14 protein-coding genes are annotated in these 18,936 nt (G+C 62.7%); 6 read left to right on the top strand and 8 right to left on the bottom strand.

The genetic code is table 11. The annotated features are described in order from the left end of the window. Nucleotide 1: 1 nt before the first annotated feature. On the top strand, nt 2-1,558 hold the full coding sequence (locus ACJA3S_RS12030; RefSeq protein ID WP_406822005.1) for an ArnT family glycosyltransferase: 1,557 nt from the start codon (nt 2-4) through the stop codon (nt 1,556-1,558). On the opposite strand, the gene mqo is transcribed toward ACJA3S_RS12030, so the two are convergent. Next, nucleotides 1,555-3,132 (bottom strand): malate dehydrogenase (quinone), encoded by a 1,578-nt coding sequence (gene mqo / locus ACJA3S_RS12025; RefSeq protein ID WP_406822004.1) that lies wholly within the window; start codon nt 3,130-3,132, stop codon nt 1,555-1,557. The two genes, ACJA3S_RS12030 and mqo, sit on opposite strands and share 4 nt — an antisense overlap. 177 nt (nt 3,133-3,309) lie before the next feature. Here mqo and ACJA3S_RS12020 point away from each other — a divergent pair, with 177 nt between their 5' ends. Next, on the top strand, nt 3,310-4,530 hold the full coding sequence (locus tag ACJA3S_RS12020) for a putative DNA modification/repair radical SAM protein (protein ID WP_406822003.1): 1,221 nt from the start codon (nt 3,310-3,312) through the stop codon (nt 4,528-4,530). Continuing rightward, a complete protein-coding gene (locus ACJA3S_RS12015) occupies nt 4,521-5,369 on the top strand; it encodes a TIGR03915 family putative DNA repair protein (protein ID WP_406822002.1) in 849 nt (282 codons plus the stop codon). The genes ACJA3S_RS12020 and ACJA3S_RS12015 overlap by 10 nt, the downstream gene beginning before the upstream one ends. A 70-nt stretch (nt 5,370-5,439) precedes the next feature. Here the strand turns inward: ACJA3S_RS12015 and ACJA3S_RS12010 are convergent, their stop codons facing one another. From ACJA3S_RS12010 to icmH, 6 genes are read right to left on the bottom strand one after another with little or no spacing between them, the layout of a single operon-like run. Then, a complete protein-coding gene (locus ACJA3S_RS12010; protein ID WP_406822001.1) occupies nt 5,440-5,697 on the bottom strand; it encodes a PAAR domain-containing protein in 258 nt (85 codons plus the stop codon). Further along, nucleotides 5,694-6,509, bottom strand: a complete 816-nt coding sequence (locus tag ACJA3S_RS12005) for a DUF6708 domain-containing protein (RefSeq protein ID WP_406822000.1) — start codon at nt 6,507-6,509, stop codon at nt 5,694-5,696. Before ACJA3S_RS12005 ends, ACJA3S_RS12010 begins: the two co-directional genes overlap by 4 nt. Next, complete coding sequence (locus tag ACJA3S_RS12000) at nt 6,506-9,733, bottom strand: T6SS effector BTH_I2691 family protein (RefSeq protein WP_406821999.1); 3,228 nt, start codon at nt 9,731-9,733, stop codon at nt 6,506-6,508. The genes ACJA3S_RS12005 and ACJA3S_RS12000 overlap by 4 nt, the downstream gene beginning before the upstream one ends. Beyond that, the gene (locus ACJA3S_RS11995; protein WP_406821998.1) at nt 9,730-10,638 is read right to left on the bottom strand and encodes a hypothetical protein; all 909 of its coding nucleotides are present in this window, start codon (nt 10,636-10,638) and stop codon (nt 9,730-9,732) included. The genes ACJA3S_RS12000 and ACJA3S_RS11995 overlap by 4 nt, the downstream gene beginning before the upstream one ends. A 14-nt stretch (nt 10,639-10,652) precedes the next feature. Then, nucleotides 10,653-12,731, bottom strand: a complete 2,079-nt coding sequence (locus tag ACJA3S_RS11990; RefSeq protein ID WP_406821997.1) for a type VI secretion system Vgr family protein — start codon at nt 12,729-12,731, stop codon at nt 10,653-10,655. A gap of 15 nt (nt 12,732-12,746) precedes the next feature. Then, nucleotides 12,747-13,613: a type IVB secretion system protein IcmH/DotU gene (icmH, locus tag ACJA3S_RS11985; RefSeq protein WP_406821996.1), complete on the bottom strand. Its 867-nt coding sequence runs from the start codon at nt 13,611-13,613 to the stop codon at nt 12,747-12,749. Between the two features lie 226 nt (nt 13,614-13,839). Between icmH and treS the strand changes: the two genes are divergently transcribed. From treS to ACJA3S_RS11970, 3 genes are all read left to right on the top strand, one after another. Continuing rightward, nucleotides 13,840-15,906 carry a maltose alpha-D-glucosyltransferase gene (treS, locus tag ACJA3S_RS11980; RefSeq protein WP_406821995.1) on the top strand — a complete coding sequence of 689 codons (2,067 nt, stop codon included), beginning with the start codon at nt 13,840-13,842 and terminating at the stop codon, nt 15,904-15,906. A gap of 81 nt (nt 15,907-15,987) precedes the next feature. After that, nucleotides 15,988-16,614 carry a riboflavin synthase subunit alpha gene (locus ACJA3S_RS11975; protein WP_406821994.1) on the top strand — a complete coding sequence of 209 codons (627 nt, stop codon included), beginning with the start codon at nt 15,988-15,990 and terminating at the stop codon, nt 16,612-16,614. 8 nt (nt 16,615-16,622) lie between these two features. Beyond that, nucleotides 16,623-17,324 carry a YoaK family protein gene (locus ACJA3S_RS11970; RefSeq protein WP_406821993.1) on the top strand — a complete coding sequence of 234 codons (702 nt, stop codon included), beginning with the start codon at nt 16,623-16,625 and terminating at the stop codon, nt 17,322-17,324. On the opposite strand, the gene proP is transcribed toward ACJA3S_RS11970, so the two are convergent. Then, nucleotides 17,325-18,827 carry a glycine betaine/L-proline transporter ProP gene (gene proP / locus ACJA3S_RS11965; protein ID WP_406821992.1) on the bottom strand — a complete coding sequence of 501 codons (1,503 nt, stop codon included), beginning with the start codon at nt 18,825-18,827 and terminating at the stop codon, nt 17,325-17,327. It lies immediately after the preceding gene. Between the last annotated feature and the right edge of the window lie 109 nt (nt 18,828-18,936).

The following is an 18,936-nucleotide window of genomic DNA, read 5'->3' as shown; positions in this document are numbered from 1 at the left end:
CGTGCCAAGGTTCGATACGCTCATGGCCGAACGCCTGGCCCTGATGGCCCTGGCGCTGCTGCTGGTGGGTGCGGGTATCGGCTGGCGTCAGCCGATGAATGTGGATGAGGAGCGCTTTCTCGGCGTTGCCCTGGAAATGCTCCACAGCGGTCACTGGTTCATTCCGCACCGGGCGGCTGAAATCTATGGTGACAAGCCACCGCTGTTCATGTGGACCGTAGCCCTCTTCGCCAAGCTGACCGGCTCGCCCGGCATCGCCCTGTACCTGCCCGGGCTGTTATCGGCAGCGACCATCACCTGGGTGCTGCACGACCTGGGGCGGCGCCTGTGGAACCGGCGTGTGGGGGTGATCGCTGCTCTGCTGTTCCTGGCGACCTACCAAAGCTACAGCATCCTGCGCACCGGGCAGATCGACAGCTTCCTGTGCCTGTGGGTGGCGCTGGGCCTCTATGGCCTGCTGCGCCACCTGCTGCTGGGGCCGGCCTGGGGCTGGTTCTACCTGGCTTGCGCAGCCATGGGCCTGGGTATCATCAGCAAGGGCGTGGGCTTTGTCCCGGCGCTGGTACTGTTGCCGTATGCCTGGGCGGTGCGCCAGCGCTGGCACGGCGTGGTGGTGATGCCTGGCCAGGCCCGGCGCTGGAGCCTGGGTTTGTCATGCCTGCTGGCCGGTTGCGCGGTGTGGCTGTTGCCGCTGCTGGTGTCGATTGCCCAGGGAGGCGGCGCGGCAGAACTGGCCTACCTGAAGGAAATCCTGCTGCGCCAGACCGCCAGCCGCTATGCCAATGCCTGGGACCACCGTGAGCCGTTCTGGTACTTCTTCGTCAAGGTCATCCCCAAGTACTGGCTGCCGCTGGTGCTGGCCTTGCCCTGGCTGGTACCGGCCTGGTATCGGCAACTGCACAAGCGCGACGGGCGCTTTCTGTTGCTGCTCGGCTGGGTAGCGCTGGTGCTGTTGTTCTTCAGCCTCAGCAGCGGCAAGCGCAAGCTGTATATCTTCCCGGCACTGCCGGGCCTGGTGCTGGCCATCGCGCCGCTGCTGCCCTGGCTGCTCAAGCGCTGGCTACGGCGCCGGCCGGCCTGGCGCAAGGGGTTCACCGCCATAGCGCTGGCCTGGTTCGCGCTCTGGTTCGCGCGCGGCTGGGCCGAGCCGGTGCAGGAAGGCCGCAACCCCCATGACACCTTGATGAGCGAAGCTGCGCGCGTTACCCGCGGAGCCGAACTGGTGCTGGTCGACTGGCGCGAGGGGCATTGGCTGTTCGCCCGCCAACCTATCGTGCATTTTGGCTTCAGCGGGCAATCCAGGGCAGATGCGGCCGCCTACTGGCTACGCCATCACCCCACAACCTACGCCCTGGTGCCGGCCACGGCGCTGGGCCGCTGCTTCAGCGCCGACAAGGCGCGCAGGCTTGGCGAAACCTCGCGCGCCGAGTGGTATGTGGTTGGCGCCGATGCCGACACTGGCCAATGCCAATCGGCAGCACCCAGCCATGTCTATCACTTCAGCTGGGCGAGCCCTGCCGATAACCAGCCAGTGTTGCACCGCCCGCCGCTACCCTAGGGCGCAGCGGCGCCCGCGGGAGGATCGAGCTGCAGCACTTCGTTGGTGTAGGCCCACGCCTTCTGCACCTGGTCCGGGTGATCATTCAGGCGAATACCGTAGGACGGGATGATCTGCCTGATCTTCGCCTGCCATTCTGGCGAAGCCATTTTGTCCTTGAACACCTTGTTCAGCACATCCAGCATGATCGGCGGCGCGGTCGAAGCACCCGGTGAGGCCCCCAGCAACCCGGCGATGCTGCCATCCTTGGACGCTACCACTTCGGTGCCGAGCTTGAGCACGCCGCCCAGCGCCTCGTCCTTCTTGATGATCTGCACCCGCTGGCCTGCCTGCCATAGCCGCCAGTCCGCCTGTTTCGCTTCGGGGAAGTAGGTCCGCAGCGCCTCGAAACGATCATCGTCGGATTGCAGCACCTGGCCGATCAGGTACTGCACCAGGTCGAACTCGCGTACCCCGACCCGCACCATCGGCCAGGCGTTGTGGAGGTTGGTACTGGCGAGCAGGTCGAGCAGCGAGCCTTGCTTGAGAAACTTGGTCGAGAAGGTGGCAAACGGCCCGAACAGGATCATGCGCTTGCCATCGAGCACGCGGGTGTCCAGGTGTGGCACCGACATCGGCGGCGCGCCGGTTGCGGCGATGCCGTAGGCCTTGGCCATGTGGCGCTGGGCAATGGCCGGGTTGTCGGTGACCAGGAACGAACCACCGACCGGGAAGCCAGCATAGTCCCTGGCCTCCTCGATACCGGACTTCTGCAACAGCGGCAGCGCCGCACCGCCAGCACCGATGAACAGGAACCTGGCATCGGTGGCCGCTGTGTTGCCATCCTTGAGGTTGGTGTACTCGACGTGCCAGGACCCATCGTCGTTGCGGCTGATGGCCTGGACCTCGGTCGACAGCTTGAGGTCGAAGTTCGGCCGGCTCTGCAGGTAGCCTACATATTGCCGGGTGATTTCGCCAAAGTTGACGTCGGTGCCGATCGGCGTCCAGGTCGCGGCCAGTTTCTGCTTGGGGTCGCGCCCTTCCATCATCAGTGGCACCCACTTGCGGATCTGCTCAGGGTCTTCGGAGTACTGCATGGGCTTGAACAGCGGGCTGGCCTGCAGCGCCTCGTAGCGTTTCCTGAGGAAGCGAATGTTATCGTCGCCCCAGACAAAACTCATGTGCGGGGTGGTGTTGATGAAGGCGCGCGGATTCTTCAGCACCCCCTGCTTGACCTGCCAGGCCAGGAACTGGCGGGTGACCTGGAACGCCTCGTTGATCTCCACGGCCTTGCTGATATCAATCTTGCCGTCCTTTTCCGGGGTGTAGTTCAGCTCGGCCAGCGCCGAATGGCCGGTGCCGGCGTTGTTCCAGCCGTTCGAGCTTTCTTCGGCGACCTTGTCCAGGCGCTCGACCATCTCCAGCGACCACCCCGGCTCGAGCTCGTTGAGCCATACCGCCAATGTCGAGCTCATGATGCCGCCGCCTACCAGCAGTACATCAACCTTGTTTGTCTCTGCCGCCTGGGCCTGGAGCATGGCCAAGGCCAGTGCCACCCCTGCAAGCGCCATTCGTGGCCTGATGGTGATAGTCATATCCTCTCCCGCAGGGCAGAACGCGCCCTGAGCTGTCCGTAAAGTCCCGCGGTAAGCGTAGCTGAGGGATTTGCTCGGGTATGTTGGGTCAAGCACGGGTACGGCATTCGTCACATAGGCTTGCAATCGGCGCCTTGTCAAAATACTGTATGAATATTCAGTACAGGGTGTGGTCCCATGCAACTCATTGCCAAACTCGGCATCCTCGCCGACGCTGCCAAATACGACGCCTCCTGCGCCAGCAGCGGCGCGCCCAAACGCAATTCGCGGAGTGGTGATGGCCTGGGGGCCACCAACGGCATGGGCATCTGCCACAGCTACACCCCCGACGGCCGCTGCGTGTCGCTGCTCAAGGTGCTGATGACCAATTTCTGCCTGTACGACTGCCAGTACTGCGTGAACCGCCGCTCCAGCAACGTGCCCCGCGCCCGTTTCACCCCCGAGGAAGTGGTGCGCCTGACCCTGGATTTCTACCGGCGCAACTGCATCAGCGGCCTGTTCCTCAGTTCCGGCATCATCCGCTCGGCCGACTACACCATGGAGCAGTTGATCCGCGTGGCCCGGCTATTGCGTGAGGAACACCACTTCCGTGGCTACATCCACCTCAAGACCATTCCCGATGCCGACCCGCTGTTGATCGAAGAGGCAGGTCGCCTGGCCGACCGCCTCAGTGTCAACATCGAACTGCCCACCGACGCCAGCCTCAAGCGCCTGGCGCCGGAAAAGCAGGCGCACACCATTCGCCAGGCCATGGGCGTCATCCACCAGGGCCAGCAAGCCGTGGCCAACGAACCCAAGGCCCCACGCTTCACCCCCGCCGGGCAGAGCACCCAGGTGATCGTCGGTGCCGACAATACCGACGACAGCACCCTGCTGCGCAACGCCGAGTCGCTGTACCAGGGCTACGGCCTCAAGCGCGTGTACTACTCCGCCTTCAGCCCGATCCCCGACAGCCCGGGCAGCGTGCCGTTGACGGCACCGCCGCTGCTGCGCGAACACCGCCTGTACCAGGCCGACTTCCTGTTGCGTGGTTATGGCTACCAGGCCGGGGAATTGCTCGGCCAGGGCGATAACCTGGCATTGGACATCGACCCCAAGCTGGCCTGGGCACTGGCCAACCGTGAGGTCTTCCCGCTGGATGTGAATCGCGCAGAGCCGGCATTGCTGGCACGCATCCCAGGTATCGGCCTGCGTAGCGTACAGCGCCTGGTCGCGCTGCGGCGCGAGCGACGCATCCGCTATGACGACCTGATCCAGCTGCGTTGTGTACTGGACAAGGCGCGGCCATTCATTGTCACCAGCGACTACCGCCCGGCCCAGGCCGAGCTGCGCAGCGGCCTGTTGCGGGCCCGTCTGCGCGAGCCACAGGCACCGCTGCAGATGGGGTTGTGGGGATGATCGCGCTGGACTGCGATGACCTGTTCGCAACCTGGCGGGAGCAGGCGCGCGTGCTGTTGGGGCATGGTATCGACCCCGCGGAGGTCACTTGGTCGCAGGGGCCGATGGCTGACTTGCTGGCCGTACCCACCCCGCTCCCGGAAGGCCCCGGTCCTTTCCGGGCCAAGGTACCGGCGCCGCTGCTGACGCTGCTGGAACAGGCCGCCCGCTACCGTGGCGAGCAACGCTGGAACCTGCTGTACGAGGTGCTCTGGCGTGTGGCCCACGGCGACCGCACCGCAATGCTGGCGGGGGATCGGCTGGGCAGCGAACTGCATCGGCGGATCAAGCAGGTCAGCCGCGAGGCGCACCACCTGCACGCCTTTGTCCGCTTCGTGCCATTGCCGGACGCCGTGGCGGCCCACCTGCAGCTGGACCTTGTGGCTTACCACGAGCCGGCCCATGACATCCTCGAAAGCGCCAGCCCGCACTTCGCCGACCGCCTGGGGCGCCTGCGTTGGTTGATCGCCACCCCGGGCGATGGCATACGCTTCGACGGCCAGGCGTTCGAATACCACCGGCAATGCCCCGACAGCTGGCGCGGCTGGGCGCGCAATGCCGATGACCCGGGTGCCGAGCTATGGCGCACCTATTACCGCCATACCTTCAACCCCGCCCGCCTCAACCCCGATGCCTTGCGTCTGCACATGCCGGGAAGGTTCTGGCGACACTTGCCGGAGGGCATGCTGATACCCCAGCTCGAAGGCCTGGCGCGCCAGGGCAAGCAACGCGACGGCCAGGCGCTGGAAGTGGCAGCGCAGGCTGGTAAACAAATCAGCAAGCCAACACGACCGGTGTAGGAGCAGGCTCGCCTGCGAAGCAAGCGGCACGCTGCTTGGGCTGCCACAGGCTGCCGACACGCCGTTCGCGTCAATCCAGCATCCAACCCGTATCGCCCTCTTCCAGCACACCTCCATGATCGGTTCGATCACCCTTGCGCGCGACGGCTGCACCTTCAATCAGAAAGTGCGCAGCACCACTGATTATTAAGGCGCCACACGTGGTGCGGTCCCCCACTCTGGCAACCGGCCTGCCATTGAAGGTGTACGCGGAACTGCCGCTTTCTACCTGGTTGCTGCCATGCAGCGGGCAGACATGCCGATGGCCCACGAGTATCACGGGTTTCATCGGGCCTCACCTTCAGACGGGGCAGTGCGGGATTCACGGTCAATGTCTTCCGGCCAAAGAACCTTTGGCGCCAGGCAATGCATGTGGCTCAGGCCATCGTCATCGTTCCAGTCGCGGGGTGGATGGTCGAATTTCGGCAGGGCTTCAGGGCCTTGCTGCATGAACAGCCGGGCGATGGCCCAGTAGGCTTCGCCACGGCGGAGGTCGTGGGTGAAGAACACGCGGTCGATGACTTCGTTGGTGTCTGGGTTGCGGACCGACAGCATGACGTTTTCGATCAGGCCACCGTGGCCGGGGGCGTAGACTCGGTAGACTTCGGCGGTTACGTCGTCCCAGTTGTAGGCGACCGGTTTTACGCCCCAGTGTTTGCGGCTGAACAGATAGATGTAGTGGAATCTGAATTGATAGAGATAGATTTTGCGTCGTAAGCGATTGAAACGGATAGGTTCGTCCCGCGGGAGCAGCAGGTCCATCTTTACATATGTCGCAGTAGCCCACATGCCAACCAGAAGCGCTAGCGATGCGAGGATGTCAACGACCCAATTATCCGTCCAGTAGACATCTACAAACCTCCAATGCATGTAGATAAATGCAACTACAGAAAAAGCAAGGATCGGCCCTCCTATCAGTACTGCGATGCCACGCAAACTGACAGTGGCTCGGGGAAGTTCTAGGCATACGTCGTCACAATAGTTTGGCGACGGATTTATATCTTCAAAGCTTAAGCGTGGAACTGCATCCGAACCAACGTCAGGCAAATCATAACTCCAACACAAAGCTCGCTCCGAGAGAATCCTGGGCTTATTTTTCATTCATTAACTTCCTTGATGCAAGTCTCAACATATGCATCTGGCATCCTTCTATCTGGCCAGTAACTTACCAGCAATGTCGCGGCTCTAATTGTATGCGATCCAATAGAGGTCGTCAGTTCTACGGTCCCAGTGGTTTCCAGCCAAGTCGTTGCAAGGTCGCCTGAGCCTGACGTCCGTAGATTTCTATTCAACGAAAATTCACTTTTATAGTCAGGCTGACGTGGCTTGGAAAAGTCAGAAAATTTCGACGATGGCGTGAGCGCTTCAGTCGTGATAGCTTGGTGTTCTTCTACCAACAGTGTCTCACCACCAATGAAATCGGGGAAGGTCCCGTCACCTTGACGATGCACTATTACAACCCAGCGAAAAGCCGAGTGCTCGTCATTATATTGAGGCAATACAATTTGGAATTTAAGTTTGTGTTCTAACTCGACATTGACTAGGCCGCCTATCTTAGAACCCGCTGGATCGTTCGAGCGTTTGGATTCAAAATGGATCCCCGCTCGCATGCCGAGCGTAGCCGCATTAAGCTCTGCAAACGCAATGTCTGCATACTCAGGAGAAGCCCAATGTACAGCAGGCTTTTCGTCAGCCTTCCCAAAGCAGCAACGTCGCGCCCACCGTTCAAACGCAGTAGATTCGCTTTCGTCAGCTGACTTGGCCAGGGCATAAGCAATGAGTGCCAGTGTTATAGCCAGACCTAAAGGGCCTAACAGTGCGGGCTTAAATACTGCATAGACAAACAGGCCGGTTGAGGAAATGTACGTAAGGCCTGCAAATAAATAATATGCCTCTGATAGTTTGTCCCCAGTTGCTCGTGCACGTTTAGCCGCGGAAAATGCTTGTGCCGTGTCAAAGACACCAGCTATCGCACTTATGATGGCACCGAATTTTATCAGCGGTACTCCAGGACCAGACGCGCTTTTAGCCCACGGTTTGCCAATATGCTGGGTACTTGCCCTCAAAATGAGCCCCACCAGCTCAATTTGCCCACCCAGCACGCCCAACTGAGATCCTTGCAACGCCAACTTGGCCTCATGCGCCTTGGGCCCAATTTCCGCTTCCGCCTTTTCCTGATTCCGACCCAGGCTGTCCTGCTGCAGATACAACCCGCCTATGGCCAGCAGGACTTCCCAGCTCCCAGCCACCCCGCGCAACCCGGAAAACCCGGTCCTTACCAATCGCGCCGCCTGCTGCGAGGTGATCTTCATCCCTTGCAACAACCTGCGCGCATCGCTTTCCAACGTCCCCGCCGCCACCGAGATATCCACCAGGGCAAGCTGCGCCAAGCTGCTCGCCTGGTTCACGCCTATGCTGGCTTCCTTGAACAACCGCCCATGCACCTCCTCGGCCGTGCCCTCGACCCACACTGTCACGCTGATCATCGTGTGGGTGAAGCGCGGGTCGAGCACGGCCAGGCTCATCAGCCCGTGCTGGATGATCGGCCGCACCTTGCGCATCGACTTCATCGAGCCAAACTCGAAATCGTCGATGTTGCGCTGCATCCGGTCCCGCGCCGCGGCGATGGAGGCATTGGCCTTGTGCTGCATTTCCCGTAGGTGCTGGCTCTGCAGGGCGTAGTACTCGCCCAGCTTCATCTTCACTTCCAGCTCGATCAGCTGCACGCCGTTGTAGAGATACTGCGTGGCGCTGTTCAGGTGCCGCACGGCTTTCTGGATGCCAGGCGACAGGCAGGGCGCCAGCCACTGACTGGCTGCGTTGAGCGCGCTTTGCGTTTCGGCGATGGCCTGCTTGAGGGTATTGCGCAGGCGCAAGCCGGCATCGTCGCTGGCAATGATCTTGCTCAACATCGCGTAGAGCTTGTCACTGTCATTCCAGCTGATGCCTTGATCAGCGGCGAAGCTCGGCAGCAGCCCGGCCAGCAATGCCCGGTCGCGCATCAGCAAGGCGCGGTAGGGTGGGCTGTCAGGGTCCTGCAGCCATTTCAGCCAGAGGGCCTCGCTGGTTCCGGCGGCGGGAATACGTGGCTCGGTGGCCGGCAGCATGGCTTCGGTAACGCCTCCACCCAGGCACAGCGCCAGGGTCTTGGCATACGCCACGCCGGACTCACGGTCGTTACCGTCGTAGTCGTATGCCTCGATCACCTGGAACATCGGCGTATCGAACAAGGCAACGTACGCCTGCGCGTCCTGGTCGATGTAGCGCTGAAACTCGCCTTCCTGCTGGTCGTAAGCCGCCTGGAACGCGGCGCGCTGCGGTTCGTGGTAGCGTTGTTCAAGCCGCTCGTCACTCTCCTGCTGTGCACGCTCGACCAACTGTTGTCGCGCGACTGCCGGGTCGGTGAACACCGGTGGGGCATCACCGGTCAGCGGTTCCAGCGACGGTACTTTCTGCGCGGCCCGTTCCCTGTTGGTGGCACGAATGATCTGCAGGATCTGCGAGGTCTGCAGCTGATAGGCTCGCATCGGCTCTTCACGCCAGGCCTGGCGCTTCACGACCCAGTTCAGGCGTTGGTGGTTGTATTCCTGGATCAGCCCGACGGTGTCGTCGAGCACCACGGCCAGCACGCCGTTTTCCAGTTGGTGGCGGTTCATCGCATTGATCAGGTAGCCACGCAGGGCGAACCGGCGCAGCCAGCGGCTATGGAAACCGTGCGCACTGTCGAACGGTGAACACGCCTGCTGGGCGTACTCGAATACCTGCTTGTCGACCTGCAAGTTGTCCGGCGTCATGGCGATGCCCAGCAGTTCGGGATGCTTACGCGCCTGGGTCAGGTCCAGCCCTTCGAAGCGCTGCGCCGGAGCCTGGCCCCGCTTGTAGGCGTTCAGCACACTGACCGGCCAGGCATCACTGGAAAAGGCCAGCCAGGCGCTGCTGTATCGCTCGGTGTCGAGGTTGAGAAAGGCCGAGGGAATGTCGTGGTCTTCATGCACGCACTTTTCCGGCAGTGGCCTTGGCGGGCCATCCGGTGGCTCGTACGGGTTGAAGCGGCGCAGGTGGCCCTGGGCGCTGACGGCGTAGGCCTGCCAGACCTGCTGGTCGAGCAGCACGTACAGGTAGCCCATGCGCAAGGTGCGCAAGCCGATCCTGGTCGAGATATGCAGGTTATCCGCCACGGTGACGACACACTCGGGGCGGGTGTCTGGCACCAGCGCGCGGCGCAGCGGCAGGATCGGCAGGCCCTGGCGCTCGCAGGACATGCACTGGTCGTGCGGCAGGCCGGCTTCGGCCGCGGCGATGGCGATGCGTTGACTGATGCTCATGGGCGACTCTCGGATTTCAACAGGGATTCGGTCAGGCGGCGCCATTGCTCGTCGGAGTAACGCGCCAGTGCAGGCGCAAGGGGCCGTTGTTGCCGAACGACCGAGGTAATCAGTTCGTGAACCGCAGCAACGTTGTGCAACTCGGGATGAATACACAGCTGGTGCAGGGCAAAAACCACGATGTCTTCCGTTTCGCTCAACCCCAGGGCCCGCGCATCATCGATGTGGTTCGATGCACGCACGCCGGCAAACGGCGGGATCGGACATGGGTAGGCCTCGCCCGCCCCCGCTCGCAACGCTCTCCAGATGCCCAAAATGCGCTCCACCAACGCCGCATCGTCCTGGATCCGCTGGGCAGGCGCTGGCAGGGGATGACGCTGCTTGCCCTGCCCTTTCAGGTTTACCAGCCGTCCTCCACTGCTGAGGAACAACCATTTGCCGATCGGCCACCACGGACCGTGCTCAACCTGCTGATAGGTCGCTGCGAGCAGCTCCAGGCGCACCGGTTCGTAAACTGGATAGAAACCGAATGCCCCTTTGCCATCGGGAACCCGGCACAAGGCCAGGAGGTGCGAAGCAATCGTGGCTGACGGCGCCTCACTGAAGAGCCAACCGCACAGGTAGCGCCGGCGCTGATACAAACCTTTCTGCGCTGCCCGCGCTGTCTGTTCCAGCAATGAGCGACTGGGCGCGGTTCCAGGCATCGCCAGACAAACCAGGACGGGATGCAAATGGGGCTCATGGGCTAGATCAGCCCTTGGCACCTGGGTCAGTGCACCTTCGCCCAAAGCGCTGCGCAGCTGTGCAAGCAGGGCGTGGTCACCATTGTCAGGAATCGCGAGCGGGTCGATCAGCACATGGCAATGCAAATGGGGCTCGTACTGTTTTTCAATGAGGCTGGCCAAGCCTTCGCCGCCCATCAGAGCTGGCCCTCACACTTGTCGCTGGCGTTCGGCGTCAGGACCAGTGACTGGGCGTCGCCTGTGCCTTTGGCGAGCGCCGTGGTTTGCCCCTGCAGGTCAAGAGCCAGCCCATTGATGGTGATGCCTCGCTCATCCAGCAGGATGCTGCCACCCGCGGTTCTGAATTCGATGCGTTCGCTGGCCCGCACCTGGTAGATCGTCGTGTGGTGCTCCATACCCTGCCCGACGGTGACTTTTTGCGTACCTTTGACGACAAGCTCGCGATCATTGCCGACAGATACCTGCTGATTGCCACCCGTTGATTCGCTCCGGTTGTTGCCGACCTTCTCGACCAGGTCCTGCCTGATGTCCATGCGGCAGGTCTGCCCGACCAAGCGGGTATGGTCGCGCCCGATTTCTTCGCGCAAGTCATTGCCGATGCTGGATTGCTCGTCATACCCCACCTGCTCGACACGGTTGCGCCCGACACGCGTGGTCTCATCGTTGCCAACCACATTGTTCTGGTCCCGCTGGGCGTGGATGAACACCTCCTCCTTGCCCAGCTCGTCCTCGAAACGCAGCTCGTTGAAGCCGTTGCCCTTGTGGGTCTGGCTCTTGATGGTCATCCGCGTCTTGTGCTGCGGCAAGTCATAGGGCGGCAACTGGTCGCCGCTGTAGGTCCGCCCGATGATCAGCGGCTGGTCGGGGTCGGCGTTGACGTACTGGATGATCACGTCCTGACCGATGCGCGGGATCGCCATCGAGCCCCAGCTGCCGCCCGCCCAGCCCTGCGAAACGCGCACCCAGCAGGAACTGAATTCGTTGTCCCGGCTCTCGCGATCCCAGGGGAAGCTGACCTTGACCCGCCCCCATTCATCGCAATAGATCTCCTCACCAGGCGGGCCGACGACGGTGGCCATATGCGGGCCGTCGATACGCGGTTTGGCCAATGGTGCCGGGCGCCATTCACTTCTTCCCGGCACCAGCACCGCCGCCTGCTGGTAACGCGTGCCTTGCTCGCTGCCGGCAGCCTCCTCCTGCAGGCTGGTGAACTGAATGCCCTCGTGGTGCACGCGGATAGTGCGCCAATGCACATTGAGGTCCTCGCGAGGGTGTTCGACCAGGGTGAAGCTCAACCCCGGTTGCAGGCGCACATCGTCACCCTCCACCTCGGCCAGGCGGGCGTCATGGCGCAGGGCCGTGAGGCGGGTGGCGGTGAAGGGGACACCGACCGCATCGCGCTTGTAGCGGCCTGGGTAGTCGAAACGCTCGTAGTCCAGCGACTGATGGGCGATGCCGCTGTCACTCGCGCGATGTTCCTGGCGGTACTGTGGGTTGGTGAAGGTGTAGTCCCGCTGCACCTGCTTTGCGGTACGCACCTGCTCGCTGTAGCGCAGGCTCCACAAGCAGGGTCGAGCCTGATCGCCACCGTTATTGGCACGGTAAAGCACCTGGTCGGTGCCGATGTTTCCCTCTTCATGGAAGCCTTCATCATCATCGTCGCGCTGGATGGCACCACGACTGAGCTGACCCAGCGCCAGCAGCCGATCGCTGATGACCAGCTGGTGATATTTCGGCGTGTGTTCGAAGCGGTAGACGAAACCCTCCTCGGCGGCCAGGCGGGCCATGAAGTCGAGGTCGGTTTCACCGGCCTGTACGCAGAATTCGCGCACCTGGTGCGCATCGATACTGCTGATTTCAAAACGGCTGATGCCCTGGCGCTGCAGCATCAGTTCGAGAATCTGCGGCACGCTCTTCTGCTGGAAGATGCGCCAGTTCGAACGCAGCCCGGCCCGCGCCAGCACGGGTTCGACCAGCGCGCGGTAACGGGTGCGGAAATGGCCCGTCTCGCCCTGGCTGAAACGGCTGACCAGGCCGTGCACGTAACGTAGCGGACGTTGCCCACGCCAGAGGGTGAACAGTGCCGGTTTGTCGAGCACCGCGCCGAAGTCGACGTCGCTGTCGAAACTGATCAGCTCCAGGCTCAGCTGGAACGGTGAGCTGAGCGCTTCGTCGAGTTCGAACGAAACCACTTCGAACTCAAGCCGGCTCGCCAGCGGCTGAAAGGTAAAGCGCAACTCGGATTGGCTAGGCATGCAGGTTACCCCTGGCTACGGCTGCAGGATGAGGCTATCGAGTGACTCCAGGACCTCGCTGGTGATCAGGCTCAGGCGATAGCTGTAGTAGCAGTAGGCGCACGCCATGGCGATGGCAGACACCACCAGCGGGCTCCACCAGGGCCAGGTCCAGCGCTGCCGGCGATAGGGACGATCGACAATGTTGGTGTAGGGGTCGCAAATGCTTTCGGGAGTGGGACCACGCAGTTCGCGAAGTACCTTGTGCATGCGTGAAATCAGCGCATTGATGATGTCATCGCCCTTGGGGTCGAGCGCGTACTTGCCCTTCAGGCCCAGGCAGAAACAGAAGTACAGGAACTCCAGCACATCCTGGAATTCCGCAGGCGACTGCATCATCCGCTCCAGCAGCACGAAGATCTTTTCGCCGCCGTGGGTTTCGTGGTGGAACACACTCAACAACGGCTCATGGCTCCAGCACGAATTGCAGCCCCAGGGGCGGCTCATTACCGCCTCGTCCAGGTACAGGCACAGCGCGTAGGAGTACGCTTCGAGATGCGCAGCGGGATAGCCGTGCTGCTGGATTTCTTCGCGGATGGCGCTGACCTGCGTTTGCAGGGCCTTGTGCACGTATTCGATGTTTGGCAAGTCATCCAGGGTGCGCAGGCGCATGACCAGGCCGAACAACGGGTTTGCCGCGTCGAGCATCAGGTTGTCGAAGCCGCCACGTAGCTGGAACTCGGGGTCGGCCGGATAGCCTGTCAGCTCTGCTGCCGCAGCCAGGTAAGGCGACTGAGCTTCCTGCGGGGCCTCGAGCATGGCGTGCAGGCTGTTTTCCATGACGTCGTGAGCGGCCTTGGCGCCCCCGATTTCTTCAGGCGGGATGGAGCGTGGCCGGGGCATGAGAAGGTCCTTGTCTTCCAGCAGACTGAAGATATGAACGCTATCGGGGAAGCCATTCTGTGAGAAGTCGGGGCCTTCCCAAGCCGTTGTAGGACTTTTCGACTGGACCGCTCCCGGGCCTGGGTACAGACCCCAAACACCTTGCCTGCAACGAACGCATCCCAGTGAAACGTTCCGCCTGCAAAGCCGTCATAACCTGAGCCGGTGAACGCAATGAGGAAGCGCAATGACCCAGCCCGACCCGTCCTATGTCAAATGGCTCGAAGAGCGCGCCATGCTTCAGGCTGCCCAGCAACGTACCCACCTGTACTCAGGCCAGTCGCGCCTGTGGCAGCAGCCTTACGCCGAAGCCCAGCCGCGCCGGGCCATCGCGATCGCCTCGGTCTGGCTGACGGTCTACCCTGACGCCATCATTGCCCCCGAGGGCTGTTCGGTACTCGGCGCCCTGGCCCACGAAGCGCTGTGGAAACGCCTGTCGGAGATCGGCATCCAGGGCCTGCATACCGGCCCGATCAAGCGCTCCGGCGGCATTCAAGGCCGCGAACTCACGCCCAGCGTGGACGGCAACTTCGACCGCATCAGCTTCGACATCGACCCGTTGTACGGCAGCGAGCAGGAGCTGATCCAGATGAGCCGCATGGCCGCCGCCCACAACGCCGTGACCATCGACGACCTGATCCCCTCGCACACCGGCAAAGGCGCCGACTTCCGCCTCGCCGAGCTGGCCTACGGGCCCTACCCGGGGCTTTACCACATGGTCGAGATCCGCGAGGAGGACTGGCCGTTGCTGCCGGAGGTCCCCGCCGGACGCGACGCGGTCAACCTGCTGCCGGCACAGTGCGACGAACTCAAGGCCCGGCATTACATCGTCGGCCAGCTGCAACGGGTGATCTTCTTCGAGCCAGGCGTGAAGGAAACCGACTGGAGCGCCACGCCGCCGGTGACCGGGGTGGACGGCAAGATACGGCGCTGGGTATACCTGCACTACTTCAAGGAAGGCCAGCCGTCACTGAACTGGCTGGACCCGACCTTCGCCGCCCAGCAGATGATCATTGGCGATGCCCTGCACGCCCTGGACTGCCTGGGCGCGCGCGGCCTGCGCCTGGATGCCAACGGGTTCCTCGGCGTGGAAACGCGCGCCAACGGCACAGCCTGGTCGGAAAGCCACCCACTGTCGCTGGTCGGCAACCAGCTGATCGGCGGCATGATCCGCAAGGCCGGCGGCTTCAGCTTCCAGGAACTGAACCTGACGCTCGACGATATCGCGCAGATGTCCAAGGGCGGTGCCGACCTGTCCTATGACTTCGTCACCCGGCCCGCCTACCAGCATGCACTGCTGACCGGCGACACCGAGTTCCTGCGCTTGATGCTGAAAGAGATGCATGCCTTCGGCATCGACCCGGCCTCGCTGATCCATGCCCTGCAGAACCACGACGAACTGACCGTGGAACTGGTGCATTTCTGGACCCTGCACGCCCATGACATGTACCTGTACAAGGGCCAGACCTTGCCTGGCGGCATCCTCCGTGAGCACATCCGCGAAGAAATCTACGAGCGGCTGTCGGGCGAACACGCGCCCTACAACCTGCGCTTCGTCACCAATGGCATCGCCTGCACCACGGTCAGCCTGATCGCCGCGGCACTGGGCATCCGCGACCTTGAGCAGATCGGCCCGGCAGAGGTCGAGCTGATCCAGAAGGTGCACTTGTTGCTGGTCATGTACAACGCCATGCAGCCGGGCGTGGTGGCGTTGTCCGGCTGGGACCTGGTGGGCGCCCTGCCCTTGCCCGCCGAAGCCGTGGCAGAGCGGATGATGGATGGCGATACCCGCTGGATCCACCGGGGCGCTTACGACCTGGCCGGGCTCGACCCGCAGGCCGAGGTATCGGTGCGTGGCATGCCGCGGGCGCGGGCGCTGTATGGCAGCCTGGACAGCCAGCTGGAAAACGGCGATTCGTTCGCCTGCAAGGTGAAAAAGCTGCTGGCGGTGCGCCAGGCCTATGGTATCGCCAGCAGCCGCCAGCTGCTGGTACCCGATGTCAGCAGCCCCGGGTTGCTGGTGATGGTGCATGAGCTGCCGGCCGGGCGCGGCATCCAGATCAGTGCGCTGAACTTTGGCCGGGAAGTGATTGCCGAGCAATTGCAGCTGACCGGGTTCACCCCGGGGCCGGTGGTGGACATGATCAATGAGACGGTCGAGGGTGACCTGACCGAGGACGGGCGCTTGACAGTGAACCTGGACCCGTACGAGGCGCTGTGCCTGCGCATCGTCAACAGCAGCGGGCATGTCTGAACAGGGCTGGCTGGTCTTGCATTTAGCGCTCCACGGGCATAGCGTTCGAGAGTTTTCTTTCTCTGTGCCCAGGAGCATCCCATGTACACCGGCATCGTCCAGGCCGTCCGCCCTCTGCTTGATGTGACCAGCTACCCGGGCCACAACCAGTTCACCATCGACCTCACCCCGGAGCTGCTCGACGAGCTCAAGATCGGCGCCAGCGTCAGTGTCGAAGGGACTTGCCTGTCGGTCACCGAAATCGACGGCAGCCGGGTCAGGTTCGACGCCATGACCGCCACCCTCGAGCGCACCAACCTGCGCTTCTTCAAGGCTGGCCAGGGCGTCAATATCGAACGTTCGGCGAAGATGAACGCCGAAGTTGGCGGCCACCTGATGGCTGGGCACATCGCCACCACCGCCGAGATCGTCGAGCTGTCGATCCAGCCGACCGGCGCCTTCATCCGCTTCCGCATGCCCGCGCAATGGGGCAAGTACGTGTTTCCGCGCGGCTTCATCGGGGTCAACGGCTGCAGCCTGACGGTCGCCGATGTGGAAGACAACGTGGTCACCATCAACCTGATCCCGGAAACCCTGCGCCAGACCACCTTTGCCCGTTATCAGGTCGGCGAGTTGCTGAATATCGAGGTCGACCACCAGACCATGGTGCTGGTGGATGTGGTGGAGCGCACCATCAAGAGCACCCTCGCTCGCGAATTGCCGCGCTGAGGACCTGCATGCTGCCCAACACCCTTCCCGCACGCACGGCCCGGCGGCTGCGCCTGCAGATCCTGCGAGGCCGTGTCGGCCTTGGCCTGGTTGCCGGCCTGTCGGTACTGGCCGGCATGACCGATGCGATCGGCCTGCTGGCACTGGGCGACTTCGTCTCATTCATGAGCGGCAATACCACACGCCTGGCAGTCGCCATCAATGAAGCGGACCTGACCATGGTGCTGCGCCTGAGTGGCGCCGTGCTCGGTTTTGTCGCCGGTAACGCATTGGGCGTGCTGCTGGCACGCGGCTTCCGCCAGCGGGCCTGGCCAGTGCTGCTGGTAGTCGCCGTACTGCTGGCCTTCGCCGCCGGCTGGCGCTTGGCAAATACCTTCCCGGCGCTGCTGGCCGCGACCTTGGCCATGGGCATGATCAATGCCGTGGTCGAACAGGTGAACGGCCTGCCAATCGGCCTGACCTACGTCACCGGCGCCCTGTCACGCTTCGGCCGTGGCCTGGGGCGCTGGCTGTTGGGTGAGCGGCGCAACGGCTGGCGCGTGCAACTGGTGCCGTGGGCCGGCATGCTGCTAGGCGCTGCGCTGGGAGCCTGGCTGGAGCAACGCCTGGGCCTGCAGGCGCTGGCCGGCAGCTGCTCGCTGGCCTGCGTGCTGGCCCTGGTGTCACGCTTCATTCCCCGCTCCTGGCAGCGTGGCTACATGCCACGCTGATCAGTCGATACGCGGGTGCTGCTGCACCAGCAACTTGCGCTTGGCCTCCAGTTCGGCAATCTGCGCATCGATGTCCTCGATCTTCTGCTCGATATTGTCATGGTGTTCCTGCAGCAGCTCGCGCGCTTCGTCGATATCCGATGCCGCCGGTGCCGCGCCGCGCAGCGGCTTGTTGGCGGTTTCCTTCATGGTCAGGCCAGTGACCAGCCCCACGGCAGCAATCACCATCAGATAATACGCCGGCATGTACAGGTTGCCGCTGCTCTCCACCAGCCAGGCAGCCAGGGTTGGGGTAAGCCCGGCAATCAGCACCGAGATATTGAAGGCGCTGGCCAGGGCGCTGTAGCGGATGTGCGTGGGGAACATGGCCGGTAGCGTCGAGGCCATCACGCCGATGAAGAAGTTCAGCAGCACGGCAATGATCAGCAGCCCGGCGAAAATCACCCCCAGCACGCCACTGTTGATCAGCATGAAGGCAGGGATGGCCAGCACGAAAAGGCCGACGCTGCCGACGATGATGAACGGGCGCCGGCCGAACTTGTCGCTGAGCAGGCCGATCATCGGCTGCACGAACAGCATGCCGACCATGATCGCGATGATGATCAGCACGCCATGGTCTTCGCTGTAGTGCAGGTTGTGCGACAGGTAACTGGGCATGTAGGTGAGCAGCATGTAGTAGGTGACGTTGGTGGCGATCACCACGCCGATGCAGGTCACCAGGCTGCGCCAGTGCTGGGTGGCGACTTCCTTGAACGATACCTTGGGCCCGGCCGCCAGCCCTTCGCGGTCGCCCTGTTCCAGCTTGTCGACGTGCTGCTGGAAGGCTGGGGTCTCTTCCAGCGCATGGCGCAGGTAGAGGCCGATGATGCCCAGCGGCAGGGCGAGGAAGAACGGCAGGCGCCAGCCCCAGTCGAGGAACTTGTCCTCACCCAGCACGGTGGAGATCAGCACCACCACCCCGGCCCCCAGCACGAACCCGGCAATCGAGCCGAAGTCCAGCCAGCTGCCGAGAAACCCGCGCTTGCGGTCGGGCGCGTATTCGGCGACGAAGATCGACGCGCCGGTGTACTCGCCCCCTACCGAGAAGCCCTGGGCCATCTTCGCCAGCAACAACAGGATCGGCGCCCAGATGCCGATGCTGGCATAGGACGGAATCAGGCCGATGGCGAAGGTGCTGAGCGACATGATGACGATGGTTGCCGCGAGGATCTTCTGCCGCCCGAAGCGGTCGCCCAGGGCACCGAAGAACAGCCCGCCCAATGGCCTGATCAGAAACGGTACGGAGAACGTGGCCAACGCCGCGATCATCTGCACGCCCGGGTCGGCATTGGGGAAGAACACCTTGCCCAGGGCATAGGCGACGAAGCCGTAGACACCGAAATCGAACCACTCCATGGCATTGCCCAGCGCGGCTGCGGTAATCGCCTTGCGCATCTTGGCGTCGTCGACGATGGTGATGTCCTTGAGGCCGATTGGCTGGACGCTTTTCTTGCGAGGTTTCATGTCCGTATCCCTGTCGATGAATGCTCTAAGGGATGAGATACAACGGGACACTAAATAATTCAGCGCTTACTGCTTTTTCGTGCTTTCTCGCAGCTGCTGCGCAGTGGAG

The sequence above is a fragment of the Pseudomonas sp. KnCO4 genome (assembly GCF_045344305.1).
GTDB lineage: Bacteria > Pseudomonadota > Gammaproteobacteria > Pseudomonadales > Pseudomonadaceae > Aquipseudomonas > Aquipseudomonas anuradhapurensis.
The sequence above is the reverse complement of the archived record's forward strand: the minus strand, read 5'-3'. Positions and strand labels throughout refer to the sequence as shown.

Coding starts and splice junctions, on each gene's coding strand:
- mqo (WP_406822004.1), bottom strand. CDS start 3,132: ATGACTATCACCATCAGGCCACGAATGGCGCTTGCAGGGGTGGCACTG.
- ACJA3S_RS12020 (WP_406822003.1), top strand. CDS start 3,310: ATGCAACTCATTGCCAAACTCGGCATCCTCGCCGACGCTGCCAAATAC.
- ACJA3S_RS12010 (WP_406822001.1), bottom strand. CDS start 5,697: ATGAAACCCGTGATACTCGTGGGCCATCGGCATGTCTGCCCGCTGCAT.
- ACJA3S_RS12005 (WP_406822000.1), bottom strand. CDS start 6,509: ATGAAAAATAAGCCCAGGATTCTCTCGGAGCGAGCTTTGTGTTGGAGT.
- ACJA3S_RS12000 (WP_406821999.1), bottom strand. CDS start 9,733: ATGAGCATCAGTCAACGCATCGCCATCGCCGCGGCCGAAGCCGGCCTG.
- ACJA3S_RS11990 (WP_406821997.1), bottom strand. CDS start 12,731: ATGCCTAGCCAATCCGAGTTGCGCTTTACCTTTCAGCCGCTGGCGAGC.
- icmH (WP_406821996.1), bottom strand. CDS start 13,613: ATGCCCCGGCCACGCTCCATCCCGCCTGAAGAAATCGGGGGCGCCAAG.
- treS (WP_406821995.1), top strand. CDS start 13,840: ATGACCCAGCCCGACCCGTCCTATGTCAAATGGCTCGAAGAGCGCGCC.
- ACJA3S_RS11975 (WP_406821994.1), top strand. CDS start 15,988: ATGTACACCGGCATCGTCCAGGCCGTCCGCCCTCTGCTTGATGTGACC.
- ACJA3S_RS11970 (WP_406821993.1), top strand. CDS start 16,623: ATGCTGCCCAACACCCTTCCCGCACGCACGGCCCGGCGGCTGCGCCTG.
- proP (WP_406821992.1), bottom strand. CDS start 18,827: ATGAAACCTCGCAAGAAAAGCGTCCAGCCAATCGGCCTCAAGGACATC.